A 16,839-nucleotide genomic window follows, 5' to 3' on the forward strand; every position below is an offset into this window, starting at 1 on the left:
TAATAATAAATTATAAGTTATTATGATGAAAACAATAAATATATTTAAAGGATTAATAACCGTATTACTTCTTTCAGTTGCAATTTCTAGCTGTGAAAGTTATAATGAAGCGTTATTAGACGGTATAGGAAATACAAGAGAATTTTCTCCCATCGGACTTAAAGCTACTATCAGAAACTCAACCACGGTTGAGTTAGATTGGACGGTTAAAGCAGATGAAAATGCAGATCATTATGTAGTTGAATTTAGTGCCGATGATCCAAGCTTCGCTACAATTTACAAAACGATAAATGTTGCTCCTACAGAACTTCCTGTAAAAGTAGCATTAGAGGGAGAAACGGTTTATTCTATTAGAGTAAAAGCAGTTACTTCTGGCTTAGCAGATTCTAAATGGTCGGTTATAACAGCTACAACATTATCTGAGCAGATCATGTTCCCTGTTCAAGATGCAGATATTCAAGCAACTCAAGTTACATTGAGATGGACTCCAAATAGCGCTGTAACACAAATTACTGCTATGCCTGGAAATATTGCGCACACCATTACAGCAGCTGAAAAGACAGCTGGGGTAGCTACAATCACAGGCTTAACACCAGAAACTGCTTATACTGCAATTTTATTAAACGGAACAAAGAAAAGGGGTAATGCAACTTTTACTACTGGAATTGACATTGGAACAGGAATATTAGTTAAAGAAGGAGATAATTTCCTTCAGAAAATTATTGATGCGCCATCTGGATCTGTTTTAGTTTTCATGCCAGGAGATTATACAGCTCAAACGGGAACAATTGCAATAAATAAAACAATAACGTTAAGAGGTTTAAGACCAGAAAACAAACCAAAACTAAAAGTTAATTTTACGTTGGCTAATAATCCGGCTAATTCAAGTGAAGTGGTTAACCTTTCATTAATCGATTTAGACTTAAACGGAACTGGTACAACTGGTGGAGCAATAGCAATTGCGACAGCAGCGGCTACAGGTTTAGGAGATGTTTTAATAAGCGGATGTTATGTTCATGATTATCCTTCTCAATTAATCTACGGAAATGCCTCAGCAAGATTGAAATCATTCTCTGTGGATAATAGTATTATTGAAAATGTAAACGTTAATGCAGGTGCTGATTTTATTGACTTCAGAACTACTTATGTGGCAAGTGTTTCTTTAACAAAAAGTACATTTGACACCTGTTCATCACGTGATTTCATCCGTTTAGATGCTGCTTCAGGATTAACAGGAACTGGATTAACAAGTAATGTGCTAATCGATGGATGTACAATCTATGCACCTACATTACCAGCAGCAAGTAGAATTTTGTATATACGTTTTGTTTCTAATTTATCTACAGTACGTAATACATTATTAGCAGTTGGATCTGCAGTTTATACCAACTCTACTGCAACGGCTGCTCCAGGGTTTGCAAATAATAATAATTTCAATTCGCCTAATTTACAGATAACAACAGGTAATAATAGACCAGATGCTTCTGCAACTGTATTAGATCCTCAATTTACGAATGCAGTAAATGGTGATTTTACAGTTAAAAATCAAACATTAATTGATAGAAAAGTGGGAGATCCACGTTGGATAAAATAAAAATCGTGGTTGATTAAATAGAGAAAAGCGGGATACAATTTAGTTTGTAATCCCGCTTTTTAATTTTAGAAATAGTCTTCAGTTACTGAAAACTGTGACTGCGACTGAAAACTAAAAATCATTCTATGGATAAATCAAATTTTTGAAGCAAACCCGCAAGTGCCGTATGGGAAACTTTTGTTCCTTTAATTTTATTTTCTGATGGATCAAAAGCATAGTTTTTGGAAGTTCTGAAATCGGTTTTCTCCAAAATGCTTTCCACAAAAGTGGCACCCGAAAGATCGCAGTTTTTAAAAACGGCCAAAGATAAATCGGTATTAGAAAAATCAGCTTCTTTTAAAAGGCAATCTATAAAATTGGTTTTCTTCAGTTTTTTATAAATGAAAGTAGAATAGTCTAAAACACAATCTTGAAAATTCATCGAAAATAAAAAACTATTGCAAGCGCTAAAATCCAATCCCATTAATTTACAGCCAATAAATTTGATGTTTTTTAATCCCGTATTTCTCAAAGTAGCCAAAGAAAGATTGCAATTTTTAAAAGTGCAATCTAGAAAGTCGTTATGACTTAAATCACTTTTAGAAAAATTGCAATTAATGAATTCGCAGTTTACAAATTCGACATTGGCTAAACTCTGATCCGAATAATCAATCGTTTCAAAAGTTCGGTTTTGGTATAATTTTGATTCCATATAAATTTAAAAGGCTTGTAAAGTTTTATTCTAATTCGATACAATCGAAAATACTATTGTTTTGAAGTAATGCGGTTACATTCAGCTCGCTGTCAACTCTCAGAATGTTATCGCAATCTTCGAGGTCAAAATTCCACAAAGAATTAGGTAATATTTCATTTAGAAGTATAGAGGCCAATTCAAATTTAGATGGGGTGTCAACGGAAGTTTTAAAAACATAAATCATAATTTGCATTTTTGAGGAAGCAAATTTCTGAAAAACACCCGCATATTTGTTAGGATTCTATAATCAATAATTAGGACTTATCAATCATTTTTCGATACCGAATAGGAGAGATTCCTTCTGCTTTTTTAAAAAATCGACTAAAGTAAGATTGATCTTCAAAGCCAACTTGCGTTGCGATTTCACCTACAGAAAGTGTGGTTTGAAACAATAAATATTTGGCCTCTAGCAATATGTTTTCGTCAATCCATTTTACAGCAGATTTTCCTGTTACATTTTTGACACATTTGTTTAAATGATTGGGAGTAACATTTAGCATCGAGGAATAGTAATTGACCTGATGTTGCGTTTTAATATGGTCATGAATCAATTCTTTAAATTTCCCCGTAATTGCTTCTGCCGCCGAAATACTTTTAGAAGTCTTCACCGCATTTTTATTCATTTCATAAAACAAAGTAATCAGATACGACTGAACAATATTTAAATCTGTAACCGTTTTTTCAGAATATTCCTTTTTCAATCGTTCCAAAATATTGGTAATTGGGACAATATCTTCGGGAGCAAGTTTAATTTTGGGATCTCCTGAAATTTTTAGAAAGTCAAAATCATTGAGCAGTTCACGGCTGCCATATTTCCGAATCAAAATATCGGGATGAAACTGGCAGATATAACCTTTGTGAATGTTGTTGACATTATCAAGCGAAAAAATCTGACCTGCAGGAACCATAATCATTTCATTATCGGTCGTGACATATTCCTGATACCCCAATTTCATAACATGCTGACCTGACGAAATAAAAATCAAAGTATGGCAAGAATGTTTCGAAGGCGGAACAGGATGCTGCATCTGCATCATTTCTTCGATTTCCAAACAGAAAAAATGATCAGAATTCGATTTAAAAAGCAAATGAATAGGATTGTCTTCTCCTAAAAACTTTTCTCGAAATCCTTTTGGATTATAGGTTTTTATTTTCTCTGCCTGTTTTTTCATTCTAATAATATAATCTAAAATCAAGCAGTTTGCAGAGATTGTAATGTTTAGCATACAGATCTTCAACAACTTCAATCAAATTGTCGTTTTCCTGATACAAGCTAAAAAAAGCTTTGTCAATCGTGCTGCAGCTGGCAATTTTATTATACGTAGAACCGTAGCCAGAAATGGCTCTCGCTCCTGTTATGTCTAAGAAATATTGCGCTTCTTCTTCATTTAAATCTAAAACCTTAAGATTGGCAAAATGAATAATTTTTCCTTTCATTTTTCCTTCAAACAATTCTGCAATTTCTTCAATGCTATAATAATAATCGTGAAGACAGATATTATTTTCCTGACCTGGCATGGCTAAATAAATGATTTCATAATCTTTGAAATTATGATCTTCGTAAAGCAAAATGTTCAGACTTTCTTCTAAACCTTCGATCGTATCGCAAGTTTTATGAATGCTCGAAATACCTTGGTCAATAGCCAATTCTTCCAAACATTTTACCACATTGGTCTGGGTATGATCGTCTATATCTTTAACGCCTTCAAGGCAGAAAATAAATTTTTCACTATCCATGCAGTTATTCTTTCTGGTTTTAAATTTTTTACTGGTTCTCGCAAATGTATTTTTTATATCATAAAATCCAATAGCTAAAACAGACTTTAACGTCTTTTTTGGATTTTAAATTTAGGTTAGAGCATCGTAAATTTTTAAACGTATTTTTGTAAACCGAAAATAAATTACACATGATACAAATTAATCAAACGGCATCATTTGCTATTGAAGATATATTATTCTGTTTTGCTCTTGAATCTGAAGCGGCAGAAGTTTTTAAAGATCACAATGTCTTAATTACCGGAATAGGAAAAGTAAATGCAGCTTACGAATTAACAAAAGCCATTCAAAAGAAAAGGCCCTCTGTAATCATAAATCTAGGATCGGCGGGAAGTAGCTGTTTTCAAAAAGGAGATGTAATTTGCTGTACCAAATTTGTACAAAGAGATATGGACGTTTGCGGTTTAGGATTTGCTTTATACGAAACGCCACTTTCTGGTTTGCCGCCACTTTTAGAATATGGTTTGTTAATGGATAATCTTCAAGAAGGAATCTGCGGAACAGGAGATAATTTCGAAATGGGACATTGTTCAGACGCTTACAATGTGGTTGATATGGAAGCTTACGCTCTAGCCATGATTGCCATGAAAGAAAATATTCCGTTTTTAAGTTTAAAATATATTTCTGATGGAGCTGATGACAATGCTGCAGAAGATTGGACGATTCAAGTTCATAAAGCAGCTATTGCTTACGGGAAAATTTTAGGATTGATAAAAGAATCAGAAGCCATTTCTTAGTTGAAATGGCTTCTGTTTTTTATATATATACGCAAAGCCAGAGTAGAATACACCTAAAAAGTTAGACACTATTAAGAGGCAGTCAAGAGACATTTGCGGAGCTTTTCATAATGAACTCTTTGAGGAGCAGGCTCGTCTTAACAAACAGAACTATATATATTCTCTGTTAGTAAAATCAAAAATTTCGATAGACCCTATATATAGTTTGTCATGTAAATCTACATCTAAATTAAATTTTATTCCTTTAAATAAAACGTGAAAAATCGAATCTTCATCATCATCAACATTATAAAATGAGGTAGTGCGACTCATTGCTTCCTCAAATTTCATCCCAATATAATAGTCTTCAAAATTGATATGACTGTCCTTTATGATAATACTTTTTAAAAGCTTTTGATGATTAAAAATCAGTATTACGCTATCCCATATCTTTAATTGATAATAGTTTATTCTAGGATTATTATATTCTTTTTCTAAAATTTTAATTTTGTCATTACTTAAATATTCATAAAAAAGGGAGATATCGGAATCTAAGATAAATTCGGATATTCCGCAATTCGGATCTATTTTACTTTTCAGAAATTTTTTATAATCAATCATTGTTTGTTTGCATAATAGATATATAGCTTTTTACTTAATAGCTTTAAATTAAAAAGATTTCGCTCTTTTTTGTAGTCAAAATAATTTTATGAAAAAATATTGTTTGTAAGGAAGATGAATGTTAGTATCATAATTGTTCTCATATTGGAGTTTTAACTATAGTATGCATATGTTTAATCATTTCTTTAATCAATTTTAAAGCTTCAGTAGATGTTTTTCGAATGATAATTTTATTCTTTTTATCTTTTATCAAAGCCGTAAACTGATTGTCTTCTATATTAATATCAACGATAGTTCCGCCATATTTTAAAGTTGTTTCTGCAATTGCAACAGGTAAATTTGTTGCGCCAGAAGTTCCTAGAATAAAAAGTATTCCAGAATTTTTGGCAATTTTTAAGGAACTGAACTTTTTATTTGTTTGTTCGTCATAATATTCGTCAAACCACAGAATATTTGGTCTCATCCAACTTCCGCAACTTTTGCATTTTAAAAGCTCTATTTCTCTTTCGGTTAAATCTCTATCAATCTCTTTTCCTTTTATTTCCTCAGGTAGATTTATAATTTCTCTGCAACCGTTTGAACACTTTATTTGTCTGTTATTTCCATGAATTTCGAAAATTCTTTCTGTTCCGCTTAACCTGTGTAGGTTGTCTATGTTTTGAGTAATTAGATAAAATCTGTCTTTTAAAATGTTTTCAATTTCGACCAATTCGTAATGGCTTGCATTTGGCTTTGCATTTTCGAACATTTTTTTTCTAAACAATGAATATTGCCAAACTTCTTCGGGATTTTCTTGGAAGTATTTAAAAGTCCCAAATTCTTCAGGTTTATGAAATTTAGTTCCCTTGATCCAAATACCATCAACACCTCTATAAGTCGGAATTCCACTTTCAGAAGAAATTCCGGCGCCCGTTAAAAAGGTAAAAAGGTTTCTTTTATTTTTAGTGGAAACTTGTTTTATTATGTCTTCTAATTGTTCCATGTTTAATGAAAAAAGGGATAAATCTTTTTTGGATTAAATATAGATTAAAAATTATTATCTAGAAATTCTGAGTCTTTATGAATTGCTCCAGCGGAGCAAAATATTTATAGCATAATTTAAATCCTCAGATTCAAAAAGCTCCAGCGGAGCGACATATAAATTCTTATTGGTAATACATCGTTTTAAGACAAACAAAGTAAATACGCCTCATAACACAAAACTGATAAGTATTTGATGGGGTATTTTATAGAAATGAATGAGTTTGATTTAATACAGCTTTAAAGAAACTTTTTAACTTTATAATCTTCATATTTTACTAACTAAAGACTCTCAAAACCAAAATGATTTTAACTATGAAAAAGATAATATTGCTGTGTTGTACTTTTCTGTTAATGGGAAAAACAATAGCACAGGAAATTCCGTTGGTATCTAACATTTCAGCTCGAAACAATATTACGTTAAACGGAAAATGGAGATATATTGTAGATCCTCTCGAAAACGGATATTACAATTATCGTTTAGAGCCTTTTAAAGACAATGGCTTTTTCGAAAATAAAAAATGGAATACTACAGAGTTGAGCGAATATAATTTCGCAACCTCATCAGTTATGGATATTCCGTCTGATTGGAATTCGAAAGACGAAAGATTGTTTTTTTACGAAGGAACGGTTTGGTTTCAGAAAGATTTCAATTATAAAAAAGACGCCAAAACCAAAGGAATTCTTCATTTTGGAGCGGTTAATTATGATGCGAAAGTCTACGTAAACGGAAAACTGGCAGGAACACATATTGGAGGTTATACCCCTTTCAATTTTGATGTAACCGATTTGTTGGTCGACGGAAACAATTTTGTAGTAGTAAAAGTCGACAACAAACGCCATAAAGATAACGTGCCAACCGTAAATATGGATTGGTGGAATTACGGCGGCATTACAAGAGACGTAACTCTGGCTCAAGTTCCGAATACGTATATCGAAGATTATTTGGTTCAATTGGATAAAAAAGAAAAAGGAAAAATTTCGGGCTGGATAAAACTAAACAGCGAATCAGCAAATCAAACGGTTTCTGTTTCCATTCCAGAATTGAAAATTAAAAAAAGCGTTACAACCGATGCTAAAGGAATTGCCTCTTTTGAAATCAAAGCCAATCCTGTTTTATGGACACCTGAAAAACCAAAATTATACGATGTTACCATTTCTAAAGCAGATGAAAATATTGCCGACCAAATTGGTTTCAGAACCATCGAAACCAAAGGCAAGGAAATTCTGTTAAACGGAAAAAAAGTCTTTTTACGCGGCATCAGCATTCACGAAGAAGCGCCTTTTAGATCTGGAAGAGCTTGGTCTCAAAATGATGCCATTACGTTATTGACTTGGGCAAAAGAATTTGGTTGTAATTATGTTCGTTTGGCGCATTATCCGCACAATGAAAATATGGTCAAAGAAGCCGAAAAAATGGGATTAATGATCTGGTCTGAAGTTCCGGTTTATTGGACCATTTCGTGGACAAACCCAAATACGTATGCCAATGCCGAACGTCAGTTGCACGATATGATTTATAGAGATAAAAACCGTTGCGGAATTGTGATTTGGTCAATTGCAAACGAAACTCCGCATGGCGACGATCGTGATGTTTTCTTAAGTAAATTGGCAAAATATGCGCGTACGCAGGACAATTCTCGTTTAATTAGTATGGCGATGGAAGTTACTTCGAGTTCAAACAACATTAATACGCTTCATGATAATATGAATGAATATGTAGATATCGTGAGTTTCAACCAATATTTAGGCTGGTACAGAGGAACCAACGAATCTTGCAAAGACATGCAATGGGTAATTCCGTATAACAAACCCGTTATCATCAGCGAGTTTGGAGGCGAAGCGTTACAAGGTTTACATGGAGATAAAAAAGAACGTTGGAACGAAGAATATCAAGAAGAATTATATATTCAAAATACGCAAATGTTTAATAGAATTGAAGGTTTGGCTGGAGTTTCGCCTTGGATTTTGGTTGACTTTAGATCACCAAGAAGGCAGTTGCCCAATATTCAGGATTTCTTTAACCGCAAAGGTTTAGTCTCCGATCAAGGAATTAAAAAGAAAGCTTTTTATGTTATGAAAGATTGGTATGCACAAAAAGAAAAAGAATATAAGTAAACTGGATTTTTAAAATTTATTTTTGTCTGAAAAGTTGTATTTTTGTCATGATGCAAAAATAAGTTTCTATTTACTGTTTTTCGGTATCATACAGAACAAATTATGTAAGATACATATTTCTTATTTTTAAAGTCGTAATTATTATCTTTGAACTATGAGTACATTAACCAGACCAAATCACATCGGTAGAAAAATAAGCCGTATTCGTGAACTGAAAGACATGAAACAAGAAGCATTGGCACAGGCGCTAGGAACAAACCAGCAAGCTGTTTCTATTATGGAAAATAGTGAGACTATTGATGAAGAGAAACTAATTCAAGTTGCTAAAGCTTTAGGCGTAAGTGTTGAAGCTATTAAGAATTTTTCTGAGGAAGGAGTAATTAATTATTTTAATACTTTCACAGAAAATGATTTTAGCCATAGTCAGGGAACTAATTTTGGAAGTAATAATGTATGTACATTTAATCCATTAGATAAATTAATAGAATCTGTTGAAGAAAATAAAAAGCTTTACGAACGTTTGTTGCAAGCTGAAAAAGATAAAATTGAATATTTAGAAAAGCTATTGAAAGAAAAATAGTCCTTAGTATAAAATAGTAAATGTAAAACCTTCAAAGTCATTTTGATTTTGGAGGTTTTTTTGTGTTTTTTCCTTAATTTTAATGGAAAAATTACAAGACTTAAATGGAAGTAGAAATTATCATAAGATTGCTTTTAGCAGCATTTTGGGGAGCTTTAATTGGAGCAGAAAGAGAATATAGAGGAAAAGCAGCTGGACTTCGCACTACAATAATGATTTCTGTCGGAGCTTGTTTTTTTACATTAATGTCCCAATGGATTGGAGGAGCTGGAAATCCAGATCGTATAGCTTCTAATATTGTAACCGGTTTAGGTTTTCTATGTGCGGGAGTAATCTTTAGATCAGACAATCATGTTTCGGGCATTACAACGGCAGCGACAATATGGTCGGTAGCGGCGGTTAGTATGGGAGTAGGAGCGGGGTATTATTTTGCTTCGGCTTGTGCGGCACTTATGATTCTTATAATTCTAACGATGCTAACTTTTCTTCAGGATAAAATTGACCTAATAAATGAGCATAAAACGCTTCGAATAACCTTTAAGCGCTCAGATGCGGGTCATGCGAGATGTAAAGAGCTTTTTTCGACTTACGGTATAAAAGCTAAACTCTTAGTGCAACACCGTACAGTAGATCATATTATTTTAGAATGGCAGATACATGGTTCTAAACATGCTATAGAATCTCTGTATGGTTCGCTTTTGCAAGATCCAATTTTTGAGGAATTAGTTTTATAAAAATAAGAATAATGAATTTTAATTTACAACCCGTTTTAGAAAATGATCTTTGCATTCTATCTCCTTTAGAAGAAAAAGATTTTGATGCATTATACAAAGTGGCTTCCGATCCTAAAATTTGGGAACAGCATCCCAACAAAGACCGATGGAAAAAAGAAGTCTTTGAAATTTTTTTTGAGGGAGCCATGAAAAGTAAAGGCGCTTTTAAAATTATAAGTAAAGAAACTGGCGAAGTTGTTGGCAGTACAAGATTTTATGATTTTAATCAAGAAGACAACAGCATTTTGATTGGTTATACTTTTTATGCTGTCTCCTGTTGGGGAAAAGGTTTTAACCTAAGTGTAAAAAAGACGATGCTGGATTATCTTTTTCAATATGTTTCAAAAGTGAAATTTCATATTGGTGCCGAGAATATTCGTTCGCAAATTGCGATTTCAAGAATAGGAGCCGAAAAAATAGCGGAGGAAGTAGTAGCTTATTTTGGAGAAAAACCGAAATTGAATTTCATTTATGAAATTGAGAAGCCAAATTAGAAATGAAATATTTTATTTTTTGTATCCAAACTTGAAATATAGTATGGTGTCTCTTTTATGAATTGTAAAAAAATCTTCGTTTTGTTTTTTGACTATTGTGTCACCAATTTCAAAGTCTTTGTAATGCCAAGCGAATAAAGTATTCTCTTCACAATAAATCTCAATCGTATTATTTTTGTTGTTTTTTATTTTTAAATTAACTTCTCTCCCATGGTTTAGCGGTTTCTTTTCTAAAATGACAAAATCTAAATCTATACCTTCAAAATATGCTTCTGATTTGCTTCTGTTATACTTTTCACAGGAGGAGACTAAAACGAGACAAGATAATATAAACAGAGCTTTTTTTATTTTCATTTTTAAGAAATGATGCAGAGATTAGTGGCTAGACCATCAAGTCAATAATAAAGAAACGTTGATGTGTTCTTAATTAATTTGTACTAAAATATAGAAAAAAGTTGTTTCACTCAAATTTTAGAATAAATAAAAAACCACCTCTTTTGAAAGGTGGTTTTTTACTTCTTATTGCACCAAATAATCAATTTGATCAGCTTCGCACAATCTAAAATAGCCAAAGGCGAAATTATTAGCATCAGAAGTATTTATAATATTTCCTCTAATATTTCCTGGAGGAACAGAAAAAGGATTTGAACTGGAAGCTTCCAAAATTAATTTCCAGTAATTATAGAAGTTTTTAGAAACGCCTCTGTGCGTAATTGTAACCGTATTTCCAGGTTTCATTTTGTCTTCATTAGAATATCTAGTACTGATTTCATTTCCGTTGTAAAACTCATCATTTGTGATTTCATATTCAGGGTAAATCAAAAATGAAGCTTGATAATCGGTTACATAATAATTGATCTGATCTGCTGGGTCGTTGTAATAAAAAGTCAATTCAATGATATCTGTTCCGTCAAAATCAGGAACGATATTTTGTTCAATTTTATTGATTGGAGTTGCAGAAGTTAATTTTTCTGTTGCCGTAAAACTTTGCCCTTCAGCATTGATAAATAATTTATAATCGGCATCGATTACAGGAATAAAATTGGTGCATTTGTAAACTCCTGCCTCGGTTTCGTTAAAGGTAAAAACATCTCCGTTACTGTTTTCTATTCGTACTTGTGCGCCAGAAACTTTTGGCGTAGAATTGTTGTAATAAGGAGCCGTTTTACTAATTTTTATAGTTTGTTCTCTTCCGTCAGTTCCTTTTTTCCAGATTATTTCAGCATCGATAACCAGTTTCGTTTCGCCAGTTTCCAGATCCAGATTGACTACATCTTCGCAAGAAGCAAAAGAAAAAACAAAAAGAAGACTTATTAATGCCAGTGCTCTGTTCATTATTGTATATTTTTTCAATTTATTCATAGCATTAAAATTTAAAATTATAAGAAACTCCAGGTACAATTCCGAAAATAGAAAGCCTTCTGGTTTCATTTGCTCCTGTATCTTCATTGGTTGTAAAACTCATAGAAGCCGCATTTTTTCTGTTATAAATATTATAAAGGCTAAATACCCAATAGCTTTGCCATCCTTTCTTTTTGTCTGGTTTTGGCGTGTATGTGGCCGCAACATCTAAGTGATGGAAAAGTGGTAATCTATTTTCGTTTCTCAAAGAATAATTCGGAATATGAATGCCTCCCATTTCATAATAGCCATTGGCATACGTTACCGGCTGTCCAGACTGTAACGTGAAATTTCCATTAAAAGACCATTTCGGGTTTAGTTCATAACTTCCCACAATACTCAAATTATGTAGTTTGTCGTAACCAGACAAATACCAGTCGCCGTTTGCAATTCCTGGTTCTTCGGGAGTTCTCCCTGGCGTTTTTTGTTCTGCTCTAGATAAAGTATAAGAAACCCATCCGGTGAAAACGCCTGTATTTTTTCTGAATAACAATTCTAAACCATAAGATCTGGCTTTTCCGTTTAGAATAACTTGCTCAATATTGTTGTTAGCCAAAACATCAGCGCCGTCAATATAGTCAATACGATTTTGAACATTTTTATAGAATAATTCGGTTTCTAAAGAGTAATCTCCGTCTTTGAAATTTCTGAAATAACCCATCGCATATTGATCCAAAAGCTGAGGTTTTGTAAAAGGTCCGCTTGGTGTCCAGATGCTCATTGGTAAAGGAGACTGTGTGTTTGATAAAATATGAATGTACTGTGCCATTCTGTTGTAACTAGCTTTAACAGAAGTTTCGTCGTTAAAAGCATAAGATAATGCCGCTCTCGGTTCAAAATTATTGAAGTTGCTGATTTTTTTTCCTTTTCCATAAGAAATGCTTCCGTTTGGAGTTCCTTCCTCATAAATATTGTATAAAGGATTATAGACAACAGCCTGATTGTTTTCGTAAGTGCTGATGGTTTCATCTCCTAAACGGTAAAACATGCTGTAACGAAGTCCATAGCGGAAAGTCAGTTTTTCTGAAATCTGATTTTCAAAATCGACAAAAGCAGAAGTTTCTAAAGCATATTTTTTATCCAGCTGCATATAATTAAATTGCGAATCTGAAGAAGTCGGTTTTACAACGCCAGGATTGAAATTATAATACAAACCATCAATTCCATAATTGATTTTAAACTTCTCTGATTGTTGAAAATTCCAATTGTATTTCAATCCGTAGCTCGCAATATTGCTATCCCATTTAAAACTTTCAATTGGAATTTCTAGATTGAATCTGTAATCACTGTAGAAAACGGATAAATTGCTGTTTAAACGATCAGTAAATTTATGCTTCCAATTTAAAATTCCCATTGTGCTTCCGTACGTACTTGCAAAACGATCGTTAATATCGAATAAATCATTTCCGAAATAACCCGAAAACGAAAGCGTATTCTTGGCATTAAAACGATAATTTAATTTGGCATTCAAATCATAAAACATCGCTGAGTTATTATTATCTGCCAATTTCATAAATAAATGTGCATAAGAAGCACGCCCAGAAACAATAAAAGAACCTTTTTCTTTTTCTAACGGACCTTGAACTAAAAGACGACTTGAGATAATTCCGATTCCTCCGTTTACTTTATATTCTTCAAAATCTCCAGTTTGCTGTGTTACATCTAAAACAGAAGAAACACGTCCTCCAAATTTCGAAGGAATTCCCCCTTTGTATAAATCTAAACCGTTAACGATATCGGCATTAAAAATAGAGAAGAATCCAAACATATGCGAATCTGCATAAACCGGAGCGCCATCCAAAAGGATCAAATTCTGATCGGCAGCACCACCTCTTACATTAAATCCAGAAGAAGCTTCTCCCGCATTGGTAACTCCAGGAAGAGTTAAAATTGATTTTAAAGGATCTGGCTCGCCCATAGCAACAGGAATTTTTTTAATTTCCTGCATCGAAAGCTTGTTAACACTCATTTGAGTTGCTTTAATATCGGCAGCTTTATTGTTCATTACAATAACTTCTCCCAATTGCTGGCTATCTGGATCTATGTTGAAATTGATTTTATTGTCATCTGTAACAGAAACTCGTTTTTCCTCATTTTTAAATCCAACATAACTTACTTGAACCGTATAATTCCCATCAGGAACTTCAATGCTATAATTTCCATTAACATCTGTTACAACACCTGTTTCCAATTCTTTAATAAAAACGTTGGCGCCAATAACGGGTTGTCTTTCATCATCAAAAATGCGACCTGTCAGCTTATTTTTTTTTTTAGCTGTTTTTTGAGTTTGAGATTTCTGTTTGACAAAAATATTATTGCCCGAAATAGAAAACTGTACAATCGAAGTTTGATTCAATTCCGAAATAAGTTTACTCATTTCGATATTCTTATACGTGTTTTTTTGCGTAAAATACTTTTTATTGGTATCTATCTGATCTGTAAAAGCAAATTTAAAATCGGTTTGATTTTCAATCTGCTTGAAGAATTCTTTTAAAGTTACGTTTTGATCTACAGTTACTGTGACGCTCTGGGCAGACATACATAAACTGAATAAAAAAAAGCACGCTGAAATTATATGCTTCATGAAATTTTGTATTTTTGAATATTATTAAATGGATAACTTAATGTTATCCTGAACATTAAGGAGGATGTGGAGTTTCGCGGCTTACATCCTTTTTTGTCTTCATTGAAAAGTGATCTGCTTTAAATCTTCATTTATTTCAAAGTTTAGGTTATACATTTCTGATAGTAATTGTAGAATCGTTTTTAAATCTTCTTTTCGATTGATTCGAATAGTGATTTTCTGATTTTGGTTTTCTTTCGGAAGAACCACTTTATAGCCATAATTCTCTTCGATGTAATGACTTACAGCAGAAAGATTTTCATTATCAAAATCTATAAAACGGCTAAATTCGGATACTGAAGCAGTTTGGTTTCCGTATGTAAATTTTTCCCCCGGTTTCAAGATCCATTTTTGGCTTTGGCCTTTTACATTCATTTGAACGCTTCCTTCAAAAAGCTCGACGGTCACTTCTTTATTTTCAGATTCTTTAACCGTAAAAGAAGTTCCTAAAACTGTAGTTGTCGTTTCATCGCAAAAAACCTGAAAAGGATGCTGTTTGTCTTTTTTAACTTTAAAATAAGCTTCACCATCAATTTTTATTTTTCTGTTTAAAGCAAAATTGTTTCCGTAAATAATTTTAGAATTCGGACCTAATTCTACTTTTGAGCTGTCTGGTAAAACAACATGTTTTATTGCTGAGGTAGTATTTTCAATTACATTTTCTGCCAAAACTATATTTTCAGCAGTAGTTTCCTGGTTGAAATATATTCCAGTTCCAATAAGCGCAAAAAGTAAAACCGAAGCCGCAGCATAAAGACGCCAAGGTTTAAATTTTCTTTTCTTCTCAGAAAATGTTTTAGCATGAAATTGTTCCCACGAAGCTTCTTTTTCGCTGTCTGAATGAGAAAGGGGAGACTCTTCCCATAACTTTTTAAATTCCTCGTCAAATTTCTCCTGATCCATTTTTTTAGGTGTAAATGATTTGACAATGAAAACCTTGTTTGTTAAAAACACCGTAAACCATTTCTTTTATGTCTCGATTAGTTTCGATTTTAAGGATGTTTTCTTGTCCTTGACGATCAAAATTTATGATACAATCAGAAATAATAAACTGTAAATAAGCTACAAGTAAACTTGCGTCTTTCTTTGTTTTTACATTAGTTTTATACGCTTCGATATGCATTTTTAGTTCTTGTTTTTTAGTATAACAAACGAGAACTAAAAAGTTCCTAATGGTTTTCGATTTTTTTTCGAATAAATTTACTGGCGAGATAAATATGATTGGCAATGGTCTTTTCAGAAAGATCCGTTATTTCTGCAATCTCCTTATAGCTAAGGTTTTCCAGTTTGTGTAAAGTAAATATTTTTTGCTGCTGCTCTGGAAGCTGATTTATGAAATTTTGTAGTTTTTCTTGTCTTTCTTCAAAAATTCCTGAATCGGTTTCTTCATCATCTAACATTTCAACTTGAGAAGGATCAAGCTGTATTATTTTGTTTTCTCTATTCACATGATTGAGAATGATGTTTTTGCAGATGACAAATATCTGTTTGTCAAACAGCACCTCTTCGTTAAGCAGTTCTCTTTTATTGTATAATCTTATGAAAGTTTCCTGAACAAAGTCTTCGGGAGTAAATACAGAAGAATGGAATCGTTTGGCAATATTTATAAGTTTATCGTAATAGTTGAAGTAGACTTCTTTGAAAGCTGCTTCATTACCTTTTTTTAAACTTAAAATAATTTTTTTATTGTCCATAACGAAAATATCGTGACTAGCTTCCTAGTTCTAAACTCAGTTGGAGTCAATATTATTGTATTCAGAAATTGAGTAATCCCAAGTGAGAATGTAATAAGTTACAAAGAACCGTAATTTAATTTAAGATTTGACGCTTTTGTTGGAGAAATGTTACAGTATAATTCAAATAAAAAACCCTTGAACTGAAATGCCAAGGGTTTTGTTTTTTTAATAGGATTATTAAATACTGAGTATCATCTGAATATCGACTCTGTCGTAAGACAACGAAATGCCTGTTATTTCTTTAAAACCTAGTTTTTCATACAGTTTAATAGCAGGTTTCAGTTTGGTGTTGCTTTCCAGATAAATTTTAGAAGCGCCTTTTTTTGTAGCCCATTTTATTGCCGATTCAGCCAATAATAGTCCAACACCTTTTCCTTGCGCTTTCGGACTTACAGCCATTTTGGCCAATTCGTAATCATACTCCTTTCCGTCACTTTTGATTAAGGAGCAAACGCCCAAAACTTCATCATTTAAAATGGCAGAAAAAATTTCTCCGCCTTTATTTATAATATATTCTTCGGCATGATCGAGCGCTTTTACGTCATTAGGTTCAACTACAAAATAAGTCGAAATCCACTCTATATTTAAATCCTTAAAGCTTTTTTGATACTTCGGGTTATAAGTAACTATTTCTACTTGGTCTTTATTCTTCAT

At 32.7% G+C, this 16,839-nt stretch carries 18 protein-coding genes; 6 read left to right on the forward strand and 12 right to left on the reverse strand.

Going from position 1 to position 16,839, the window contains the following annotated elements:
• Positions 1 to 22 precede the first annotated feature (22 nt).
• The gene (locus tag ACFO3N_RS20795) at positions 23 to 1,594 is read left to right on the forward strand and encodes a DUF4957 domain-containing protein (RefSeq protein WP_379800826.1); all 1,572 of its coding nucleotides are present in this window, start codon (positions 23 to 25) and stop codon (positions 1,592 to 1,594) included.
• Positions 1,595 to 1,712: 118 nt separating this feature from the next.
• Here ACFO3N_RS20795 and ACFO3N_RS20800 read toward each other — a convergent pair whose 3' ends face one another.
• The 3 genes from ACFO3N_RS20800 to ACFO3N_RS20810 all read right to left on the reverse strand — a co-directional run bounded on the left by ACFO3N_RS20800 (position 1,713) and on the right by ACFO3N_RS20810 (position 4,064).
• Entirely contained in the window at positions 1,713 to 2,285 is a 573-nt protein-coding gene (locus ACFO3N_RS20800; protein WP_379800827.1) for a pentapeptide repeat-containing protein, read from the reverse strand.
• A gap of 296 nt (positions 2,286 to 2,581) precedes the next feature.
• A complete protein-coding gene (locus ACFO3N_RS20805) occupies positions 2,582 to 3,499 on the reverse strand; it encodes a helix-turn-helix domain-containing protein (protein WP_379800828.1) in 918 nt (305 codons plus the stop codon).
• Between the two features lies 1 nt (position 3,500).
• On the reverse strand, positions 3,501 to 4,064 hold the full coding sequence (locus tag ACFO3N_RS20810; RefSeq protein WP_177212208.1) for a DUF6642 family protein: 564 nt from the start codon (positions 4,062 to 4,064) through the stop codon (positions 3,501 to 3,503).
• A gap of 170 nt (positions 4,065 to 4,234) precedes the next feature.
• Between ACFO3N_RS20810 and ACFO3N_RS20815 the strand changes: the two genes are divergently transcribed.
• Positions 4,235 to 4,840 (forward strand): 5'-methylthioadenosine/S-adenosylhomocysteine nucleosidase family protein, encoded by a 606-nt coding sequence (locus tag ACFO3N_RS20815; RefSeq protein WP_379800829.1) that lies wholly within the window; start codon positions 4,235 to 4,237, stop codon positions 4,838 to 4,840.
• A gap of 150 nt (positions 4,841 to 4,990) precedes the next feature.
• On the opposite strand, the gene ACFO3N_RS20820 is transcribed toward ACFO3N_RS20815, so the two are convergent.
• Both ACFO3N_RS20820 and ACFO3N_RS20825 read right to left on the reverse strand, forming a co-directional pair.
• Positions 4,991 to 5,440, reverse strand: a complete 450-nt coding sequence (locus ACFO3N_RS20820) for a hypothetical protein (protein ID WP_379800830.1) — start codon at positions 5,438 to 5,440, stop codon at positions 4,991 to 4,993.
• Positions 5,441 to 5,579: 139 nt separating this feature from the next.
• Complete coding sequence (locus tag ACFO3N_RS20825; protein WP_379800832.1) at positions 5,580 to 6,422, reverse strand: SIR2 family NAD-dependent protein deacylase; 843 nt, start codon at positions 6,420 to 6,422, stop codon at positions 5,580 to 5,582.
• A 353-nt stretch (positions 6,423 to 6,775) separates the two neighbouring features.
• Here ACFO3N_RS20825 and ACFO3N_RS20830 point away from each other — a divergent pair, with 353 nt between their 5' ends.
• From ACFO3N_RS20830 to ACFO3N_RS20845, 4 genes are all read left to right on the forward strand, one after another.
• Positions 6,776 to 8,578 carry a glycoside hydrolase family 2 protein gene (locus tag ACFO3N_RS20830; RefSeq protein WP_379800833.1) on the forward strand — a complete coding sequence of 601 codons (1,803 nt, stop codon included), beginning with the start codon at positions 6,776 to 6,778 and terminating at the stop codon, positions 8,576 to 8,578.
• Positions 8,579 to 8,732: 154 nt separating this feature from the next.
• The gene (locus ACFO3N_RS20835) at positions 8,733 to 9,158 is read left to right on the forward strand and encodes a helix-turn-helix domain-containing protein (protein ID WP_379800834.1); all 426 of its coding nucleotides are present in this window, start codon (positions 8,733 to 8,735) and stop codon (positions 9,156 to 9,158) included.
• A gap of 104 nt (positions 9,159 to 9,262) precedes the next feature.
• Complete coding sequence (locus tag ACFO3N_RS20840; RefSeq protein ID WP_379800836.1) at positions 9,263 to 9,892, forward strand: MgtC/SapB family protein; 630 nt, start codon at positions 9,263 to 9,265, stop codon at positions 9,890 to 9,892.
• A gap of 11 nt (positions 9,893 to 9,903) precedes the next feature.
• Positions 9,904 to 10,425, forward strand: a complete 522-nt coding sequence (locus tag ACFO3N_RS20845; protein ID WP_379800837.1) for a GNAT family N-acetyltransferase — start codon at positions 9,904 to 9,906, stop codon at positions 10,423 to 10,425.
• Positions 10,426 to 10,437: 12 nt separating this feature from the next.
• Here ACFO3N_RS20845 and ACFO3N_RS20850 read toward each other — a convergent pair whose 3' ends face one another.
• The 7 genes from ACFO3N_RS20850 to ACFO3N_RS20880 form a co-directional block, all read right to left on the reverse strand.
• Complete coding sequence (locus ACFO3N_RS20850; protein WP_379800838.1) at positions 10,438 to 10,779, reverse strand: hypothetical protein; 342 nt, start codon at positions 10,777 to 10,779, stop codon at positions 10,438 to 10,440.
• A 165-nt stretch (positions 10,780 to 10,944) separates the two neighbouring features.
• Positions 10,945 to 11,787 (reverse strand): DUF4249 domain-containing protein, encoded by an 843-nt coding sequence (locus tag ACFO3N_RS20855; protein WP_379800839.1) that lies wholly within the window; start codon positions 11,785 to 11,787, stop codon positions 10,945 to 10,947.
• 4 nt (positions 11,788 to 11,791) lie between these two features.
• On the reverse strand, positions 11,792 to 14,410 hold the full coding sequence (locus ACFO3N_RS20860) for a TonB-dependent receptor (RefSeq protein ID WP_379800840.1): 2,619 nt from the start codon (positions 14,408 to 14,410) through the stop codon (positions 11,792 to 11,794).
• A 99-nt stretch (positions 14,411 to 14,509) separates the two neighbouring features.
• Positions 14,510 to 15,352, reverse strand: coding sequence for a FecR family protein (locus tag ACFO3N_RS20865; RefSeq protein ID WP_379800842.1), 843 nt, complete (start codon positions 15,350 to 15,352; stop codon positions 14,510 to 14,512).
• Between the two features lie 4 nt (positions 15,353 to 15,356).
• Positions 15,357 to 15,572, reverse strand: coding sequence for a hypothetical protein (locus tag ACFO3N_RS20870; protein ID WP_250837282.1), 216 nt, complete (start codon positions 15,570 to 15,572; stop codon positions 15,357 to 15,359).
• 46 nt (positions 15,573 to 15,618) lie between these two features.
• Entirely contained in the window at positions 15,619 to 16,143 is a 525-nt protein-coding gene (locus ACFO3N_RS20875; protein ID WP_379800843.1) for an RNA polymerase sigma factor, read from the reverse strand.
• Positions 16,144 to 16,362: 219 nt separating this feature from the next.
• Complete coding sequence (locus ACFO3N_RS20880; protein ID WP_379800844.1) at positions 16,363 to 16,839, reverse strand: GNAT family N-acetyltransferase; 477 nt, start codon at positions 16,837 to 16,839, stop codon at positions 16,363 to 16,365.

Origin of the sequence: Flavobacterium chungangensis, assembly GCF_042654045.1 — a bacterium.
In the GTDB taxonomy this organism is placed as follows: domain Bacteria; phylum Bacteroidota; class Bacteroidia; order Flavobacteriales; family Flavobacteriaceae; genus Flavobacterium; species Flavobacterium chungangensis.

Excerpts from the sequence above, each read along its gene's own strand:
- ACFO3N_RS20795 (WP_379800826.1), top strand. The coding sequence starts at position 23 with ATGATGAAAACAATAAATATATTTAAAGGATTAATAACCGTATTACTT.
- ACFO3N_RS20800 (WP_379800827.1), bottom strand. The coding sequence starts at position 2,285 with ATGGAATCAAAATTATACCAAAACCGAACTTTTGAAACGATTGATTAT.
- ACFO3N_RS20805 (WP_379800828.1), bottom strand. The coding sequence starts at position 3,499 with ATGAAAAAACAGGCAGAGAAAATAAAAACCTATAATCCAAAAGGATTT.
- ACFO3N_RS20810 (WP_177212208.1), bottom strand. The coding sequence starts at position 4,064 with ATGGATAGTGAAAAATTTATTTTCTGCCTTGAAGGCGTTAAAGATATA.
- ACFO3N_RS20815 (WP_379800829.1), top strand. The coding sequence starts at position 4,235 with ATGATACAAATTAATCAAACGGCATCATTTGCTATTGAAGATATATTA.
- ACFO3N_RS20820 (WP_379800830.1), bottom strand. The coding sequence starts at position 5,440 with ATGATTGATTATAAAAAATTTCTGAAAAGTAAAATAGATCCGAATTGC.
- ACFO3N_RS20825 (WP_379800832.1), bottom strand. The coding sequence starts at position 6,422 with ATGGAACAATTAGAAGACATAATAAAACAAGTTTCCACTAAAAATAAA.
- ACFO3N_RS20830 (WP_379800833.1), top strand. The coding sequence starts at position 6,776 with ATGAAAAAGATAATATTGCTGTGTTGTACTTTTCTGTTAATGGGAAAA.
- ACFO3N_RS20835 (WP_379800834.1), top strand. The coding sequence starts at position 8,733 with ATGAGTACATTAACCAGACCAAATCACATCGGTAGAAAAATAAGCCGT.
- ACFO3N_RS20840 (WP_379800836.1), top strand. The coding sequence starts at position 9,263 with ATGGAAGTAGAAATTATCATAAGATTGCTTTTAGCAGCATTTTGGGGA.
- ACFO3N_RS20845 (WP_379800837.1), top strand. The coding sequence starts at position 9,904 with ATGAATTTTAATTTACAACCCGTTTTAGAAAATGATCTTTGCATTCTA.
- ACFO3N_RS20850 (WP_379800838.1), bottom strand. The coding sequence starts at position 10,779 with ATGAAAATAAAAAAAGCTCTGTTTATATTATCTTGTCTCGTTTTAGTC.
- ACFO3N_RS20855 (WP_379800839.1), bottom strand. The coding sequence starts at position 11,787 with ATGAATAAATTGAAAAAATATACAATAATGAACAGAGCACTGGCATTA.
- ACFO3N_RS20860 (WP_379800840.1), bottom strand. The coding sequence starts at position 14,410 with ATGAAGCATATAATTTCAGCGTGCTTTTTTTTATTCAGTTTATGTATG.
- ACFO3N_RS20865 (WP_379800842.1), bottom strand. The coding sequence starts at position 15,352 with ATGGATCAGGAGAAATTTGACGAGGAATTTAAAAAGTTATGGGAAGAG.
- ACFO3N_RS20870 (WP_250837282.1), bottom strand. The coding sequence starts at position 15,572 with ATGCATATCGAAGCGTATAAAACTAATGTAAAAACAAAGAAAGACGCA.
- ACFO3N_RS20875 (WP_379800843.1), bottom strand. The coding sequence starts at position 16,143 with ATGGACAATAAAAAAATTATTTTAAGTTTAAAAAAAGGTAATGAAGCA.
- ACFO3N_RS20880 (WP_379800844.1), bottom strand. The coding sequence starts at position 16,839 with ATGAAGAATAAAGACCAAGTAGAAATAGTTACTTATAACCCGAAGTAT.